Here is a 17,248-nt window from a genome sequence, read left to right as displayed (position 1 = left end):
TGTTAATTGCTTTGGCTTTACCCCCTGAAAGTGATACAAGTGATGTCCATAACTGTGTGGTTTGACTCGAATGAGATAGGGGAAGCATTCGCTCTGGCTGAGCTTACATCGTTCTACACTGATCAGAAGATGCGCCCTTGACTGTAACGCATCGTAATAATATTTGATGAATGTTGGAAGGATCACATCAATGTGAAGGGTGTTGCAGAGCTCACCCGTCTCTCCGTTCGGGCGCTTCAGCACTATGACAAGATAGGACTTCTAAGTCCCAAGCGCAATTTGGCAAATGGATACAGGGAGTATTCCGAAGGAGATCTAGATAAACTTCAGCAGATTCTCTTTTTCAAACAGTGTAGCTTTTCTCTGGAGAGGATCGAGAAGCTTCTAAGCAATCCAAGGTTCGATAGAGAGAAGGCCTTAGAACTTCAGAAGAAGAACTTGATTCTTGAGAAAGAGAGAATTGAAGCTTTGCTCAACACTCTTGAAAGGACGCTCAAAACTATGAGAGGGGAAGATTCGATGAGTCAAAGAGAGAAGTTCAAAGGATTTGATTTCTCTTACAACCCATATGAAGAAGAAGCTAGACAACTTTCTGGTGACGAGACAGTCGAAAAAAGCAACGATTTTATCGCATCGAAGAGCGATCGGGAGAGGAATGACATGGAGAAGACACTAGATGAGCTATTTAGAGGGCTAGCGGAGATTAGGGACGAAGTTCCCGATTTAGCCCGCGCCCAGGAAGCAATCGAGAAGATGTATAATACGTTCAACGAAAGCTTTGGACATTACTACACCATTGAGTCGTTTGCCGCGTTGGGACAGATGTACGTGATAGATGAGCGGTTCAAAGTGAACATAGATAAGCTCGGTGAGGGCCTTTCAGAGTTTCTTTCCAGGGCAATGCAGAGATTCGCCGATCGGCGCCTTGAAAGCGGTCTAGAGTAATAGAAACTCAGACTAGATGATTTTTAGGCCGAAGACTATTGGAGTATCCTCAGGTTCCTAACAGGCATCGCACGATTTCCTAGAACAGGTCCTGAAATTGGGACTCGCAGTTTTTTCCAAATAGTCCAGAGTTATTTCTTGTGCTCATTTTCGCGTTTAGACGCATTGAGTTGCAGATATTCTCTCCAAGACTCAGGTCAACTGAATTGGCACTTCCTGATCTGTCGTGAAAGACCCTGATTTTCGGAACGGTCGTTATCGGCATCATTGTGGTAAGCTATAATTCAGATGAATAGCTAATTATACGGTTGTCTCTTGTAAGCGGCACATTATTAGGGCCAGAGTCGAGATAAGATCTGACGAAAGGACTGACCGCTATCGATGAAACCAGTTTCTTAAAGGGTGGGGGAGATTGTTTGAACGGGAAAGTTGTTACCTTTCAAGGTGAACACGGTGCTTATTCAGAACAGGCTATAAGAAAGCTTCTAAGAGAATCCCCTGTCACTATTCCGTGTAGATCGTTCCAGGAGATGCTGAATCTTGTTCAGGATGAAAAAGCAGACTACGCAATTCTCCCCGTGGAAAACTCGCTGGCCGGTACAGTGATTCCTGCCTACGATGCTTTGGTGGCTAGTGATCTTCTTGTCCAGGCAGAGGTTATGCTTCGAATTGAGCATTGCCTTATGGCTCCAAAGGGTAAAACGATTTGTGACATAAAATACGTGATTTCTCACCATCAGGCGTTGGCACAGTGCTCGGAACACCTGGAAAAAGAGGGCCTTATGGCGAGAGAATACTATGACACTGCCGGCGCAGCGAAGGACCTGGCGGTTTGCGAGATGGAGTCGACAGCTGCAATTGCCAGCGAACTCGCGGCCAAAACTTATGGGCTTGATATCTTAAGGAGGAATTTCGAAGATCTCGATACAAATACAACCAGATTCTTCTTAATGGGTAGAAAGTCCGTGCCATGTATTGGAAAATGCAAGACATCTATTGTATTCACGACGGAACATAAGCCAGGTGCCTTGTTCAGTGTCCTCCGAGAGTTGTCAGATCGCAATCTGAATCTGACGAAAATCGAATCAAGGCCTTTCAAGAGAGAGATGTGGCACTATATATTCTTTGTAGATTTTGAAGGAACGGTAGCTGACAAACAAGTGAAAGAGGGAATCAAGGCAATCAGTGACCGTTGCAGCTACTTCAAGTTCGTGGGTTCATATCGCTCTGCCAACCACGAGATGTGAATTCATCAACTGATGTTCCAAGTCCCCCAGGTCAAGAAGCTGACGTTCTTGAGAAATAACCAATAAGAAATAAGAGTCATGAATTTCCCCTGAAGCCTTCCCGACTTCTGTTGAGACTAAAGACCCAATGTTGTTTCACAATAATTCTATCTTCTTCAAGAGTATGCTCATGAAGCTGGAAATTATAGCTACCGACCATTTCTAAATCTCATGGTAAGCGAGCGCCTTTGGCTGATTTGTAATTCGGATGCCTTGTGTTGAGAATAGATCGCAGAGGGTTTCTTTGTCACTTGTCGGTTCTTACGATCCTGAAACCAACAACATATATTCCAATTTCCCCACTTACTTCCTCTCGATAAGGAACCCTTAGAAGTCTTGCGATATTGAAGTAGCTGCCTCCTCTAATCATGAAGTCCGTGCTGCCATCTATTGGGACGTAGGGATTTGTAGTTGAGTCAGCAGTGTATTCCTGGAAGGGTTCAGTACACCATTCGAACACATTGCCACTCATGTCGTGTATTCCCAACCCGTTGGGCTCCTTCTCTCCGACGGGCCATGTTGAGATACTATCTACAATGTCATTGTGAGCATTCTCTCGGTACCATGCGACTTCATCCGGATCATTGCTTCCTGAGTACTTAAACAATGACTCTGAATCTCCGCCTCTTGCGGCGAATTCCCACTCAGCTTCCGTGGGCAAGCGGAATCCAATTACCTCAGACGGGTCATCTGTAATGCCCCCCGCTTGGTCAAGTAGATTACCGAATTCGTCATACGCTCTTGCCAGTCCGGCTTTGTCGCTCAACCAGTTGCAGTATTCAGTTACCTCATACCAGGAAACGGAAATAACTGGTCTCCTTTGCCTTCCCCAGGAGAAATCTTTAGGTTTAGTTATGTCCATATCATCACAGAAAGCATCGAACTCATCAAAGGTGACCTCATACTTTCCGATGAAGTAGTCGTAATCTATAGTTACTTCGTGCAGAGGTAATTCATTCTCGTATCCGTCTCCCCAGTTGTCCCCCATTGTGAACTTTCCGCCTTCAACTAATATCATCTCTTCAATGGCAACGAAATTCCAGGAGATGATATTTGAGAATGTACCTTCGTTGTCTTCGGCCTTCACCTCAAATGAATGAACCCCTGTTCCGTAATCATTCCAGACGTATTCTGTTTCAAGTCCATAGTCATTCCAACCTGCTTCATCGACCATGACGTAGTACTTCGCAATCGTGCCGTCTGGATCCGATGCACTCCACTCGAGAACGTTCGCTGAACAATCTATTACTCCTTCAGACCCACCGATCTTCTGGAGAACTGGCGGCTGGTTTTCCCTGGGCTTCTTACACCCTGCAAGCATCACTGCAAACACAACTATCAGCAGTAGTATCAAGAGTCTCTTCATTTCTTCTTAACCCCCTTTTCTTTCGGTAATCGATTGAGAACATATTATACTCATCATATTGTTTCTCCTTACTCTATCATCTTCTAATGCGAGTTCAGAAGTATCGCTACTGAGCGATTCTACCGATTCTGAACCCGGCTAAGCTTGCGAAATCCGTGGGAAGGGCAGCAAACCTATAAGATACACGGATATTTTCTTCGGGAAAGGCCCAGCAACCGCCTCGACAAATCCGGTGAGTTCCGCTGGAAACGTACGGATTTGTTTTTTGAGAAGCGGTATATTCAGAGTAGAAGTCTGTGCACCACTCGAGTACGTTACCGCTCATGTCATAAATACCAAGAGCGTTTGGTTCCAGCTGGCCAACCGATTGGGTCTTCTCGTTGGAGTTGTAATCGTACCAGGCTACCAGTGAAGGGTTGTCGCTTCCAGACCACTTGTATTCGGAATCATGTTTTCCTCCTCGTGAGGCATATTCCCATTCGGCTTCCGTCAACAATCTGTATCCCAGTACTTCTGTAATGTCCGTCGTTACCTTTCCCTCTGAATCGAGCAACTGACCTTCGTTGACTTCGCAACGAGTTATGTAGGCAGGAGGCAGGCCATCCTTTTCACTCAACCAGTTGCAGTATTCTATTGCCATCCACCATGGCACATTGATTACGCGCCTGCTGCCCATTCCCCAGCCTTCATCGGAGGGAATTACGGCTCCCTTATCTACACAGAACTCGTTGTACTCGTTGAAAGTGACTGGGTACTTCCCCACAAAGAAATCGTAGGCGAGTTCAGCCGGATGGGTTGGTTTCTCAATATTTAAGCCGTCGCCCCAGGTGTCTCCCATGGTGAAAGAACCCCCGCTCACAAAGTCGAAGTCTCCCAAATAGGGTTCAAATAAGAGGAAAGTGAAAGTCCAGATTATCGGTTCAGAAGCGAGTCCTTTGTCATCTTTCACCCTGACCTCAAAAGTATGATCTCCTTCTTTATAACCGCACCAGGTATAACTGGTCTTTGTACCGTGATCAACCCATTCTCCGCTGTCTGTCCTATACTGATACAAAGAGACGTAGCCATCGTCGTCATAACCGATCCACTCAAATGTATTGCAGACATCAAGAGTGTCGCCAGAAGGTCCGGAGGATTCTTTCTCGATCAAAGGTGGTTGATTACTCCTGAATATGCATGAGGGCGTCAAGAACAGTACAATTGATAGGAAAAGGGCAAAGAAAAACAGTTTGAGTTTCATTGTGTTTCCACCTCCATGAAGCGCTGGTGCTGAGATAGGCCGAAATTGCAGAAGGAGGCAGGTGCCAACTCATGAAGTGCCCCTCTTCACTTCACAGGCCAAATGCTGAGCACAACAACGCCAAATAAGTGAGTTCATCTATTCGAGAACGTCTTGTCGGGTAGATCTCAGAACCAATGATCAAACAAATTGCATCTGGCTATGCGCCAAAAGAGAATCTAGTGGGGAATTCAATGAAGTGAAAATACTGCAGACTTCAACAAATAGTCGATTTCTCGTCGACGCCACAACTACATACTATCAGACTTCTCTTTCTCAGCAGAGGTGAATCTACAGTTGTCGCCTTTTCGCGATACTGTCTAAGCATTTCGTGAATGAGCCTTAAGAAGAACAGTCACCGTTTTGTATGAATTGCTCTTATTACCCTTCACGATGAGTTCGTTGCCCACAATATCGGCGTTCTCGGCTTCGATTTTCCTGGATGCCATAATAGGAATGGAAGTAATCTTTCCCGGCGATCTAACAATCAGCTGCCAGTAGTCAGATTCCGATATTCTCCTAATTGCTATTATCCTTGGTTGTGAACTCTTCTTGCCTTTGGCGAGCTGTGGTTCGATTGGAAGGACCAAGAACGGAGCTGTATAAGTAATCGAAATGTCCAGCTTCTTTCCCGATATACTTGTGTCAAGTTCAACTCTCTTTGATGTGATTCCGTCGAGGGTTCTTACGTGAAGGGGTTCGTTGTTGACAGAAATCCCAACATCACTTGATTGTTTGGGTATCCACGGTGTGAAACGTACAGGGATTTCCTTCTCCATATGTATTCTAAAGTGCTGTGTCACTTCTATCCAGTCACTAATCAGTGTCGTACATTCATATGACAACGCCAGACAGTTGCTCCCCAACGCTAGACAGGGAGCTTCCACTCTCCTGAGGTTCAACGGTATTGAGGGCTGAAAGTCAATGATACCCTCGATCATGTTCGGAGCGAAGCCAAGCACACCTTCGTAGAAGGGTTGAAATCCCATCGTTTCAGACCACGCCTGATGAGGACATATCCCGGACAGTGAGTAGGTATTTCCGTGTAGAACTTCCGGGATATACCCTGATGAGAAGTCCTTATTTGTGTATAGATTGGCAAGCATGTGATTGTGAGCGTCAAGATCCGCCCCAAGTCTGAACTGAGCCAAAGCAGCCCAACCGGTAAATAGAGGCCAGACGCTTCCCTCATGATAGCCTTCGGGATTGAATATCCCTGAGCTCTTCCCAATTATTCTTACCCCCCAGTCAGTGGAAAAGTCATCACAAGCCAGATCTTCGATCTGGGCGGAGATTCTTTCGTGAGGCACACAGTTGAAGATCAAACCCATTGAAGACATAATCGTTCTGAATTTCATTTGCTTTCCCGCTTCATCTATTCCTAGAGCAAAACCCGTCTCAGGATCGTATAGTTTTTCGAGGCCAATCAAGCATCGTTCTTGTAGATCTGACAACTGAGACTTAACCTTTTCCTCTCCAAGATGACTGGAAAGCGTTCCTATGCCCCTGAGAGCTGCAATCCATATGCAGTTCAAATAGAATGAGGCCTTTGCGCCGTACAGTTTTCCCCCTTCGACCCAGCCGTGGCCAGCAATAGTGTTTTCAATAAGACCGTCACCATCTGAATCGGTTTCTGAGCAGTAGTCTAGAGCTTTCTCTATTCTGCCCCAGTTTTTCCTTGCAAATTCTATGTCGCCGCTCTGCATGCAGTACCTATACATCGCGTAAAGATAGAGGGGAGTGGAGTCGGCGGCGTCATAGTGAACAACGTTGCTGGTAGTGAGTTCATGATAGATCTTTCCATCGATTCTCTGGAATTTCATTAGAAGTTCTAGGTTCTCTTTGACGGTGGTGAAGTCCCCAATGTCGAGAAATGCCAGTGAGCACCAGAGGCTGTCTCGGCCGAAGTACCAGGCGTAGCCGGGCCTCGCACTGAACCAGCCCGGTCTACTTGAAGCATATCCTGCTACAATGCCTGTTCCAAGATTCGGTACGGTCACTCTGAACTTGATTGCTCCTATTCTTGCCATGTCAAGAGCCTCATTGAGTCTTGAGTCATCTGTTATGATCCGCCCCTTCTCGAGGTACTTCAGGTAGAATTCGTTGGCCTTGAGTATCTCATCTTGCATATCGATTTGCTTCGGGAGCTCTTCGTCTTCGATACATGAGATCACCGAGAGCACGGCCGTTCCTGTCACTTTGCTACCAATCGTCACTGAGATCTCTTTGTCAATCCTATCCAGAGATAGTGATGATGGACTCGAGAAGATGAACAGGCTCTTGATCTGGCCGTCCTCGGTCTTAAGAATGAACCCGTTATCAAGTTTGGTGAACCGTTTTTCTCCGTTGAAAGCATCATCCATTGGCCACATTATCCTGAGATCAGATTCGATACGAATATCAATGCTGTGTTCTATGTAGTCGTAGAAATCGAACTGCAAGAACAGATAGGGGTTCTCTAGACTACAGAAGACGGTTATCTCTCCGCGGCAAAGCTTATATACGACTCTTTCGGGTGTGTAGAGAACCCTATTGAGCGCTTCTGACAAGTGTTCTCCATCTATAGAGAACTCCATGGATCTAAAGATTCGGAAGGGATGCACCCACACTTCTTCAATTCTATGGACAGAGAGATTTGCAAGAATACGTCGGCCTGTGGAATTGATGTAACCTCTTGCGTTTTCGATTTCGATAGACGGAACTGGCCAGTTAGTCACTGACAAGACTGATGGAAGTCTTTGATCTGAAGTCTCTGAAGTCTGAACAAATACCGAGTCCGATTCTATCCAGTATTTGCCTTGTCTGTTAGGAGAAAGCATCCAGAGGATGCTGTTCTCGATGAACCTTCGTGCTTCGGCATTATACGGATTATCGGGTTCCTCAAATGAAAAATAGCCTCCTATAGAGAGAACTGGAAAGCCTCCAATATCATGAAGCCAAATCAGTTTTCTCTCCCTAATATAGCTTATATATCTTTTCTCAACGGCCACTACCTTTGCTCTACTGCCAAGATAGTAGAAGACATTCGGTATCTTTTCAAGGCCGTTGAGATGGGTACTGTAGAAGCCTCCAAACAATCCTTCAAATAGAGGGTGGTTCTTATAGCATTGAAATCCCCTTTTGTCCCACGGGGAGCTGTCCATAAACACTCTTCGCTCTTCAATAGTGCCGGCATCCTCTACCCCAATCGTTTCAATAATTCTGACGGCCTTTCCTATCAGAATTATGGGTTTGGTGCCTATTGAGGGCGATAGAGATTTCAGATCCGGTACGATGTTGTTCAGTATTGTCAGTTCATTCTTATCGCAATCAACTCTCGCACTGGTTTGGTATCCAGCTTTCTGAATAATCTCAGCGAGGTGGTTCCCTTTCTCTTCAATGACACAGATCATCTGCAGTTTCTTACCTCGACCACAGTTCATCCTGAGAATATCTCTTTGAAAAGTCCAAGTGAGGCTCCCTTTGATACCAGTAAGCTACTGTGGCAATATCGTCCGTCAAGGGCTGGAATGTCCCGTCGGGATACCAGCCAAGCGCTTGCACTGTTACTTTGATTGAGTTGCTGAACCGTATGGGATCAGGAATATGCCAGCGATAGAGGCCGTGCCTGGGAACCTGTCCCTCATCTCTTTTCCATAGGGGGTAACCGCAGAAAGGAGCGGAGAAGGACTCACCAAAACACCATGCACCTCCAAAGTAATCTTCGGTTCCCGTTGTACAGATACTTGGGTCTTCTTCACCGTCAATGAAGAACTTGACTTCTCCCTCTCCCCACCAGCCATTTGAGAACTGAGTCCAGGAGGCAACCGTGCCCACATAATGACCGATGCCGCTAACACAGTCCAGGATTACGTGTTCCGGACACTCTCGAGTGGTCATCGATCTTCTCCATTCTGCATGGAAGTATGCGGCTGATTCAGGTATACTCCCCAGTGAGTAGTCAATCTGATAGAAGAAGTTTTGAAAAGGCTTTGGAGAGAGGTTCTCGACTTCAATTCTCGCGCAGTTTTCGAAAGGCATCGGCCAGTAGCAGTTGAATCCGCCCGATGGATTTACCGCCACAGGAAGCGAGTTAATATTGTATCTCAATCCGTGAGTGCAACCAAAAAAGTCTCCTAGCGGAGCTTCAACTGAAGGAGATTGTTCCCCATCCCAGTAGAACCTTATCAGGCAGCTTCTGTATGCGTTACTGTCAACGGTTATCCAGATGTGCCTTATAGTACCGGGTCCCTCAATTCTTGCCAGTTCGACTCTTCCCGTTGCTGGAAGCTCGATACAAGGTCTGACTTTCCACCCCTGTCCAAGCTTTCTTGCAGACCCCTTCCCTTCAGGACGTTCAAGAGCTCCTCCGGAAACACTTCCGTCGGGATTCTCCGCAGAAATCGATCGTGAGCATTCGTTTTTGATCTCACATATGTCACCAAAGAATGACAAGTTGATCACCCCTTTCTTCTATTCTGCCAGCGACTGGCTACTTGTCGTAGCCCGATGTAAGTCTTATTCCCTGAACGATCCATTTCTGGGCGAAAATATAGACCAATATCATCGGAATAGACGAAAGAGCTGCAGCGGCCATCTGTGCAGGGTAGTTTGTTACGTATTGAGAGGAGAACATCGCTACGCCGACTTCAATAACTCGCATCTCTTTGCTTCTCGTAACTATCAATGGCCAGAAGAAAGATCTCCACTGTGAAAGAAAAGTGAAGGTCCCAACTGTTGCAATCACCGGTTTGCAAAGAGGCATGATTACTTTCCAGAATATCTGCCAGGAAGACGCTCCATCTATTCTCGCGGCATCTTCTATGCTGCTTGGAAGGCTAAGCATATACTGTCTCATGAGGAACATTCCCCAGATATTTCCAAGCGCTGGAACTATCATCGCCCAATAGGTATCAACCCAGTTCATCGAGTGCAGGATGATGAATCCCGGAATGAGAGTAACAACTCCAGGGAGAAGCATGAAAGTAATGAATAGTTTAAACATGAAATCTCGACCCGGGAAGTGTAAGCGAGAGAGAGCGTAACCGCCCATCGCTACCAGGATTATCTGGCCAATAAGCACTGCAATTGTTATGAATAAAGTGTTGAAGATATATCTTCCCCATGGTTGCGATTGCCACATTTCCACGTAGTTCTCCCAACGAAGAACATCCGGGATCAGCTTTGGTGGAAGTCTGTACATTTCAAACTCTGCCATGAATGAGAAAGAGATCATGAGAATATAAGGAAGTAGTGTGGATAGTCCGAGAAGAATTAGCAAAGCCATAATTACTACTTTGACGAAAATCGAGAAGAATCTGTTATTCATCTCATCATCTCCTCTCTAGAAGTAAGCCTGCCAGCTCTCTTTGCCAAAGAGCTTGAACTCCACCAGAGTCAGTGCGGCCAGCAACAGGAACAAGATCCAGGATTGTGCTGCGGCGTACCCCATTCTCATATCCACCCAGGCAGACTGCCAGATATGATAGAAGACGACATCTGTTGACCTAAGAGGTCCTCCCTGGGTCAAGACATAAATTGGAGTGAAGACCTGGAATGACCCAATGACGCTGGTGACAAGAACGAAGAGACTCGTCGGTTTGAGCAGTGGGAGCGTTATCTTCCAAAAAATTCTTGGTTTGCTCGCTCCATCAACTGCAGCCGCGTCATAGAAGTCCTTTGGAATGCCCTGGAGCCCAGCCAGGAATATGAGTAGTTGACTGCCAATAGCAGACCAAATACCGATTATCATCATTGATATCAGTGCGAACTGAGGTGATTCAAGCCAGGCTATTGGCTTTATTCCGACAAGGCCAAGAATGAAATTCAGGACCCCGAAGTCTCGATTGAAAATCCAGCGCCACACGATTGTAGTTGCGACCCCTGCAGTTACAACGGGAAGATAGTAGAGAACTCTCAAGACAATAGATAGCTTCCCCAGCTTGTTTACGGCAATTGCCAGGAGGAGAGAAATGAACATCCCTATTGGAACGTAAATTGAATAAACTGCCGTATTCTTCATTGCATTCCAGAACTTCAGATCTCCGAAGAGCTCAATGAAGTTCTCGAGTCCAACAAACGGCTTAGCTGCATCAACGATACTCCATCTTCTGAACGCGAGGAACAGCGCAAAACCCATAGGACCGACCGCCCACCAGACAAGGTGGACAAGAGCCGGCAGTAGAAAACCATAACCTATGAAAGTTCGTCTTATCAGTTTGTGAGACTCAATGTTTGTCACTATAAAGACGCTTACTATTACCATTACCAAAAGTACTAGAATTGCTCCTATGGAGAAGAATTGAATAGACAAGATAGAGTTTTCTCTAAGAGTCTCCTCGAACAACACAGTGAAATCGTATCCGCCAATACTCCGGCTTGCATATGTGTGAATCACATCATTGACTTTTGCAGAACCGGTTTCTATTCCATTTACTTGAGAAGATGTGACTGTCTCGAGATTCGAGATTCTTCTGGCAGTCAGATTAGAGGCGACCACTTCGCCTTCGTGCTGGACAATGAAGTTCGCTCCCGTACTTCGTCTCGATGTGTCAACGAAATCAACGAAGAATCCTTGGTCCCCCTTCAATACTAAATGATCAGCATCATTGAACCAGGCGTTTGCTCTCTTCAACCCAACGCCTTCGCTAATCCCTCCAAGAGCTTCACCAAAGACAAAGAAGGCGAATGAAGCGATCAGTACGATCGCAGGCAGATATGCTGTCAGCCCAAATATCATACGAGTACGCTTATTCAGAGCGGCGTGGGATGCTGCCTTCTTGTAGAATGAGAGCAAGACGAGAACGGCAAAAGCGAATGAAGCAAGAGCAGAGATCCACAGAAAAAGCGACAAAGAGGTGTATTTGTCTGCCCAATCCGCATCGGTTGTGAGAGTTGAGAAGAATCCAATTACATCCCAGTTGTCGGAATCATAGATCGCAATTGCGTTTATCAACGCTTTGCTTCCTTCAAATGAGATCTCCGCAGATTCTGGTCTTTGGCTGTTTATCGTTTTTCTGAAGAGACTACGAATCAAGTCGTCTTCTATTCTGGGCGAATCTCTGGGAACAGCAAAATCATTTTCGTCACCGAAGTAAACGACGAAATCTCTTTCATACGTTTCACTTGCTTTGTCGAGAAGATCGTCAAATCTGTCGAGAACAACCAGAAGGATATTGTCGTCAAGTAGGCGTATCCCAGTCTGAATGTATGTTTCATCACCATAAACGACGAGCTCAGTCTTCGGATATCCAATCGAAAAGGTGAGATTTTCGAAAAACAGAGAGGAAGATAGACTATCCGGCGCAAAATAACCAAAGTCATCAATCAGGTTGCCTGAGTAATCGAACAAGCCAGCAAAGACAACGTCATCTGAAAAACTCTCGAGTACGGCAGTGACTAATTCTGGCCTCTCAATCAAAGGATCCATCTCCAGGTCGATGTAGGCCGTCAGGTTTTGGTAGTTGAGTTTGAAGCTTCTTAGCAAAGAAGCCTCACTCTCAACCAAGAAGTCATTGAGGCCATTTCTGGCATAGAAACCCAAAATGGCAAATGCCGATATCATCAGAAGGCCAACAAACACCAGTAACCCGACAATGATCTTGTAGTGCCTCAAAGCCATCCCTCCCGGAAAACGAGGGGCAGTGCAGACTGCCCCTCAGATGAAGAAATCAGTTTTCACCCTTTTCGATATACGTGTCCATTGTTGCTGCAGCCCAATCCATTGCCTGCTTGACGGTCTCTCCACCTACGTTAATCCTGTCAAATGCCTCTGCCCATGTGTCTTCGAACTGCGGTCTATAGTATTTCGTCTGAGAACCAACCGGGACTCTTGCAAAATCAAGCATCTTGATGAAAGCTGCGTCGAGTTCGTCCTGAGCTGCCTGTAGCTCTGCGATGTCCTTTATTGCAGATATTGCTAGTCCGCCTTCTAAACAACGTTTGGTTTGAGCAAATTCGCTTGAGAGAAATGCAGCAAGCTTTGTCGCGCCTGCTTTGTCGGGAGCGTTGACAGGGACCGCCCAACCGGAAGCGTAGGTTACAGTTGCTCTGCTTTCAGGACTTGCGTAAGGTATTGGTGCAGCTCCAACAACCAGGTCAGCCCCCTTCGCAATCTGACCTCTGATTGACACGTTGAACCATCTACCTGTGATTACCATCCCCACTTTCCCTGTATAGAAGAGTGCAGAAGTTCCGCCCAAAGAGCTAGCCTCTTGAGGAGAAGGTGCATATCCCTTTGAGAGGAGGTCGATGAAGAAGCCGTAATTATTCACGTTCAGATCGCTGTTGAGATAACCAGATGTCTGAGTGAAGTCCGGGCTGAAGACCTCTCCGCCGCCTGCCCAAAGGAGTGGTACAACAACACCGACCCATGACGGGAAAGCAAAGCCCCAAACGTCGTTCTTTCCATCACCAGTAGTGTCCTTGCTCAAGAGACGAGCGGTCTCTGCAAATTCTTCCATTGTCCAGCCATCTTGAGGAGGATAAGGCACGCCAAGTTCATCAAAGACCTTCTTGTTGTAGAATATACCAATTGGGCTCGTGTCCTTTGGAAGGGCGTACAGACTCCTACCCGATCTGAAGATGTCGACAAGTACTGGGAAATACTCGTCCAAGTTGGTGCCGCTTGCACCTTCTCTGCTCAGCCTGCTGATGAAAGGATTGATGTCTGTCAAGTAGTTGCCTTCGACAAATGCAGGAATCATCTCGGCATCAAGCAGAATGACATCGGGTGGAGTTCCCGCTCCGATGTCGGTCAGGATTTTCTGGTAATAGTCGCCTGGAACCGGTTCGTAGACTACCTCATACTCCGGATTCAGCCTCATGAATTCGGCAATGATTGTTTCGTCAAGAGCTGCTTCTTCAGCGCCTGCCCAGGTCGTGACTCTGAGCTTGGTTGCTCCCAGTACAAGTGAAGAAAGCAAAATCAGAGCAATCACAAGAGAACCCTTCAGATATCTTGCCTTTTGCATACTCCCACCTCCATTTTGATTACCTGTCCGCTAGAATGCGGGTGATTAATTGATTACAGTTGTTTTCCCGCCAAGCTGAACTTCAACCGCGCCATTATTCGAAACAACTCTAACTTGCCTTCCTGCAACCTCCAGATTATCGATCTCGAAATCAAGGTCGAAGGGAAATGGATCAAATTCGATTCCATTCTCAGAAATATCAATGCCTACAACGTATCTGATCAGAAGATCGATTATCCATGAATGCTGGTAATCATCGACACCTCTGTAGATACTCGGCCTTCCGTTGAAAGGGTTATAGTGTTCAAAGCAATTCGGTCTTCTTGGATCACCGTCAAAGAACATCATTTTGATGAACTTCTCGATAATCTCAACAGTCTTTTCGCGAAGGAGTGGGTCTTTGAATCTTCTTGCACATATTCCTAGAACGTCTACGATATGGCTGTTTGTCATTGGCCATACTCTTCCGTTCCAGGGGCAGTTGTGTCTTTTGCCTTTCCATTCGGCCCATTGACTGAAGGAGTGATCATCTAGACTTGTTGCTGGTACTGGGAACTCGGTCCAGAACTCTGCTGGATTGAGCAGATGCTTCTTGAGACCTGGAATGTGAGACTCATCTACGATATCCGTTAGATAGGGATAGAAGCATACTGCTGCCTTCACTCCCGTTCTCTTGAAATTGGCTGGATTGACATCTGAGAAGATTTCGTAATCCGGATCCCACATTGTTTCAAGAACGGCCTTCTTCGTCTTCTCGGCGCTCAATTTGAAACGGCTGCTTTCTTCATCAAGACCGAGAATTCCCGCCATCCAGGAGAGCGCTTTCTTGAGGTTGTATACATAGACTGTTGCATCTACGCCTTTAAGCCTTATATTATTTGTCCAGCCGTACCTATCAGACATTGGATCAACGGCAGTGTATCTGCTCATAAACTCCTGTCCTGTCTCGAACTGATCGACTACATCATAGAGTCCGGAGTTCTCCTGATCTCTAGATGAATCGAAGTAGGCTAGATACTTCTTTAGTGGTTCATAAATCCTGCTTATGAAATCAATATCTGGGTGAACACTATGTAGATCCCGAATCGCCCTCCCCCAGTCGGCGTGGTAGAAACCGTTCTCCTGAATCTGGTTAACATAGATATGACCTACGAACGCCCCATCTTCTTTCTGATTCTCCAAGAAGTTCAGCAGACTCCCTTGACCAATACTCGGACTGTTGGACCAGCGAGTTTCCAGGATATGGCATTGTGCGCTGTAAGTGATCAGTGCTCTGAAGTAGTCGAGGCCTTCGGCAATTGCCGGATGCTTCATAAATGACTCGCTAACCTCGCTTGTGAACAGTTTTAGTCCATACCACCTGTAGTAGTAATATGTCTGCATGAATGGATCACTAACGCGAAACTGAGGCAACGATGCAAAATACCGTTCCCAGGTTTCCGTGCTCTTTTTAACAGGATCTATACTGAGCAGCCTTTCTCCTCTCTCAATAACCTCTTCTCCACTTTGCGCGGCACCAAGACCACAGACAAATACAGACTCGTCCATCGGATCGATAGTGATTCTTCTGTGAACGCCCATGTAGAGTAGTCCGTTTCTGTTAATGCCATTATTGACGATTCCGGCCAAGAGCCCTTTCTTGCTAAGTTTCTCGTAGAATGGAGTCAATCTGAAATTCGGGATGTTGGCCGTTCTCTCTGAAAAGGTAATGTTGTAGTTCTCCATGGCTTCAAGTGCTAACATCACCTCTGACTCGATTGGTCTTCTGTTTGGTTTGATGAGTTTCTTTCCGAAGAGAATTCCGTTTTTCGCAGGTTCTGCATGCGTTATATCTGTCTCTAGATCACTCTCAGAGCACTGCTGGGCTGTCCAAACCACAACATCCAACTCGATCGGTTCCTCGCCCATGTTCTTGAGCGTTACTTTTGAGAGAAGAAAGTCCTCTTCTAGCAAAGCTTTCTCTTCGATCAACTCAATATTCTCAGCCGAAAACCTGCTCTTAAGAACCGCCGGGTTCCATGTCCTGTCTACGCACTTGAAATCGATTGGGATTCCATTCTTCATTGTGCTGATCGCATAACCTGGATCAATTCTCATGTCAAAGTAACTCAGAAAATCCCATGCTCCCGGACTATCGAGAAACACCGGAAATGGAGGAGCCCATAGGAGCCTGTTCCCCCCTCCTAAGTACCATTTGTCATCTCTTTCAAGAATCTTCAGTACATCAATCTTCATATGAGTCACTCCTATCAACTCCCTGGCAGTTATGAAGCAGTTCCCGACCATAACCAGTTAGGTCAACTATGTCCTTCTTGTCAATCTCGATGATCTGATCGTAGACTCTCAGTGCGCCCTTAACATCTCTGGATGCTATTGCCTCATAGAGGTCCTCATGAAGAGGCAGTCCGGCATCTCCGAAAGTATCCAATCCAAGTGGCGACTTCCACAAGATCTCAAGTCCATCAAAGACCACGTCGAAAACCTCCTTGAGGAATCGATTGTGAGAGATCTCAAATATCTTCTTGTGGAAGGCGGCGTCTGTATTTGCGAGGTCATGCTTGTCTCTTATAGCCTCTAGAAGTTTTTCCATACAGCGAGAAAACTCTTCAATATCACTCTGACTTGAATTGGATATTGCGAGAGCTATCGCAGATTTCTCTAAAGTGCTTCGGACTTCTATCAAGTCAAATATATCTCTTGCGCTGTCTGTCTCAATCTCAAAATTGACATTGAACTGAATTCTTAACTTCGTTCTCTTAAGAACAAAAGTTCCGCTTCCGTGAACGGTTCTGGTTATGCCTTCATATTCGAGAACCCTGAGTGCTTCACGCACAACGGTTCGACTTACGCCCAATCGTTCAGTAAGTTCGAGTTCCCCTGGAAGTCTCTCTAGATCCTCGAGGACTATCATTTTCTTGAGCTTGTTTACTACATCTGTCGCGGTTCGTCTTCTTGCTTTCATAGCCAATTGACCTACCTCAACTTGATTTGTTGTCTACTCACCAGACAAGTTATTAATCATATTTTATTACCTCAACCATTGAATACTTCAGATGTACTATAGCTGCCTGCGTTTCGTTAGGTTTATCTGCAGGGGATTATCTAAGAAAACGAATTCCATCTTTACCGAGAAAAATGTTGTTGTCAACAACTATGTCTTGAGTATTCTGGAGCAAGAAAAGACTTTCGCGAAGAGACAAGGTGAAATTTATCGCAATCAGTTGACCAGCTCTTATGGTCGGACGAATAACAGAACCGAAATCAGATGGTTCGCCTACTTCCTAAATAAAAGACAAAACAGTACAATTGATGCATTTCAGGAACAGAGGGATCATTACCGGAAGACTCATTAGCTTTACATTATTGAACTGCAATGATAGTCCAAGCCGAAGAATATCTCTTGCTTGAGGTCGATACCTTT

At 45.9% G+C, this 17,248-nt stretch carries 11 protein-coding genes; 2 read left to right on the top strand and 9 right to left on the bottom strand.

Annotation, left to right across the window (positions count from 1 at the left end; genetic code table 11):
• The first annotated feature begins 186 nt into the window (after positions 1 to 186).
• Positions 187 to 945: a MerR family transcriptional regulator gene (locus tag B3N33_RS11515; protein ID WP_349682168.1), complete on the top strand. Its 759-nt coding sequence runs from the start codon at positions 187 to 189 to the stop codon at positions 943 to 945.
• A gap of 416 nt (positions 946 to 1,361) precedes the next feature.
• Positions 1,362 to 2,192, top strand: a complete 831-nt coding sequence (pheA, locus tag B3N33_RS11510) for a prephenate dehydratase (RefSeq protein WP_292593425.1) — start codon at positions 1,362 to 1,364, stop codon at positions 2,190 to 2,192.
• 286 nt (positions 2,193 to 2,478) lie between these two features.
• On the opposite strand, the gene B3N33_RS11505 is transcribed toward pheA, so the two are convergent.
• From B3N33_RS11505 to B3N33_RS11465, 9 genes are all read right to left on the bottom strand, one after another.
• Complete coding sequence (locus B3N33_RS11505) at positions 2,479 to 3,597, bottom strand: formylglycine-generating enzyme family protein (RefSeq protein WP_292593424.1); 1,119 nt, start codon at positions 3,595 to 3,597, stop codon at positions 2,479 to 2,481.
• 106 nt (positions 3,598 to 3,703) lie between these two features.
• Positions 3,704 to 4,837 (bottom strand): formylglycine-generating enzyme family protein, encoded by a 1,134-nt coding sequence (locus B3N33_RS11500; protein ID WP_292593423.1) that lies wholly within the window; start codon positions 4,835 to 4,837, stop codon positions 3,704 to 3,706.
• A 359-nt stretch (positions 4,838 to 5,196) separates the two neighbouring features.
• Positions 5,197 to 8,298 (bottom strand): amylo-alpha-1,6-glucosidase, encoded by a 3,102-nt coding sequence (locus B3N33_RS11495; RefSeq protein ID WP_292593422.1) that lies wholly within the window; start codon positions 8,296 to 8,298, stop codon positions 5,197 to 5,199.
• A complete protein-coding gene (locus tag B3N33_RS11490) occupies positions 8,279 to 9,310 on the bottom strand; it encodes a glycoside hydrolase family 172 protein (protein ID WP_292593421.1) in 1,032 nt (343 codons plus the stop codon). Before B3N33_RS11490 ends, B3N33_RS11495 begins: the two co-directional genes overlap by 20 nt.
• A 37-nt stretch (positions 9,311 to 9,347) precedes the next feature.
• Positions 9,348 to 10,184: a carbohydrate ABC transporter permease gene (locus B3N33_RS11485; RefSeq protein ID WP_102818726.1), complete on the bottom strand. Its 837-nt coding sequence runs from the start codon at positions 10,182 to 10,184 to the stop codon at positions 9,348 to 9,350.
• Positions 10,185 to 10,199: 15 nt separating this feature from the next.
• Positions 10,200 to 12,470 (bottom strand): carbohydrate ABC transporter permease, encoded by a 2,271-nt coding sequence (locus B3N33_RS11480; protein ID WP_214059723.1) that lies wholly within the window; start codon positions 12,468 to 12,470, stop codon positions 10,200 to 10,202.
• 55 nt (positions 12,471 to 12,525) lie between these two features.
• Positions 12,526 to 13,827 carry an ABC transporter substrate-binding protein gene (locus tag B3N33_RS11475; protein ID WP_214059722.1) on the bottom strand — a complete coding sequence of 434 codons (1,302 nt, stop codon included), beginning with the start codon at positions 13,825 to 13,827 and terminating at the stop codon, positions 12,526 to 12,528.
• 45 nt (positions 13,828 to 13,872) lie between these two features.
• Positions 13,873 to 16,062 (bottom strand): MGH1-like glycoside hydrolase domain-containing protein, encoded by a 2,190-nt coding sequence (locus B3N33_RS11470; protein ID WP_292593420.1) that lies wholly within the window; start codon positions 16,060 to 16,062, stop codon positions 13,873 to 13,875.
• Positions 16,052 to 16,789: a FadR/GntR family transcriptional regulator gene (locus tag B3N33_RS11465; protein WP_181815882.1), complete on the bottom strand. Its 738-nt coding sequence runs from the start codon at positions 16,787 to 16,789 to the stop codon at positions 16,052 to 16,054. The genes B3N33_RS11470 and B3N33_RS11465 overlap by 11 nt, the downstream gene beginning before the upstream one ends.
• Positions 16,790 to 17,248 lie beyond the last annotated feature (459 nt).

The organism is Mesotoga sp. UBA5825 (genome assembly GCF_002432955.1).
In the GTDB taxonomy this organism is placed as follows: Bacteria; Thermotogota; Thermotogae; order Petrotogales; family Kosmotogaceae; genus Mesotoga.
Note: the sequence above shows the minus strand (reverse complement) of the source record. Positions and strands in the feature narration are given on the sequence as shown.

Coding starts and splice junctions, on each gene's coding strand:
- B3N33_RS11505 (WP_292593424.1), bottom strand. CDS start 3,597: ATGAAGAGACTCTTGATACTACTGCTGATAGTTGTGTTTGCAGTGATG.
- B3N33_RS11500 (WP_292593423.1), bottom strand. CDS start 4,837: ATGAAACTCAAACTGTTTTTCTTTGCCCTTTTCCTATCAATTGTACTG.
- B3N33_RS11495 (WP_292593422.1), bottom strand. CDS start 8,298: ATGAACTGTGGTCGAGGTAAGAAACTGCAGATGATCTGTGTCATTGAA.
- B3N33_RS11485 (WP_102818726.1), bottom strand. CDS start 10,184: ATGAATAACAGATTCTTCTCGATTTTCGTCAAAGTAGTAATTATGGCT.
- B3N33_RS11475 (WP_214059722.1), bottom strand. CDS start 13,827: ATGCAAAAGGCAAGATATCTGAAGGGTTCTCTTGTGATTGCTCTGATT.
- B3N33_RS11470 (WP_292593420.1), bottom strand. CDS start 16,062: ATGAAGATTGATGTACTGAAGATTCTTGAAAGAGATGACAAATGGTAC.
- B3N33_RS11465 (WP_181815882.1), bottom strand. CDS start 16,789: ATGAAAGCAAGAAGACGAACCGCGACAGATGTAGTAAACAAGCTCAAG.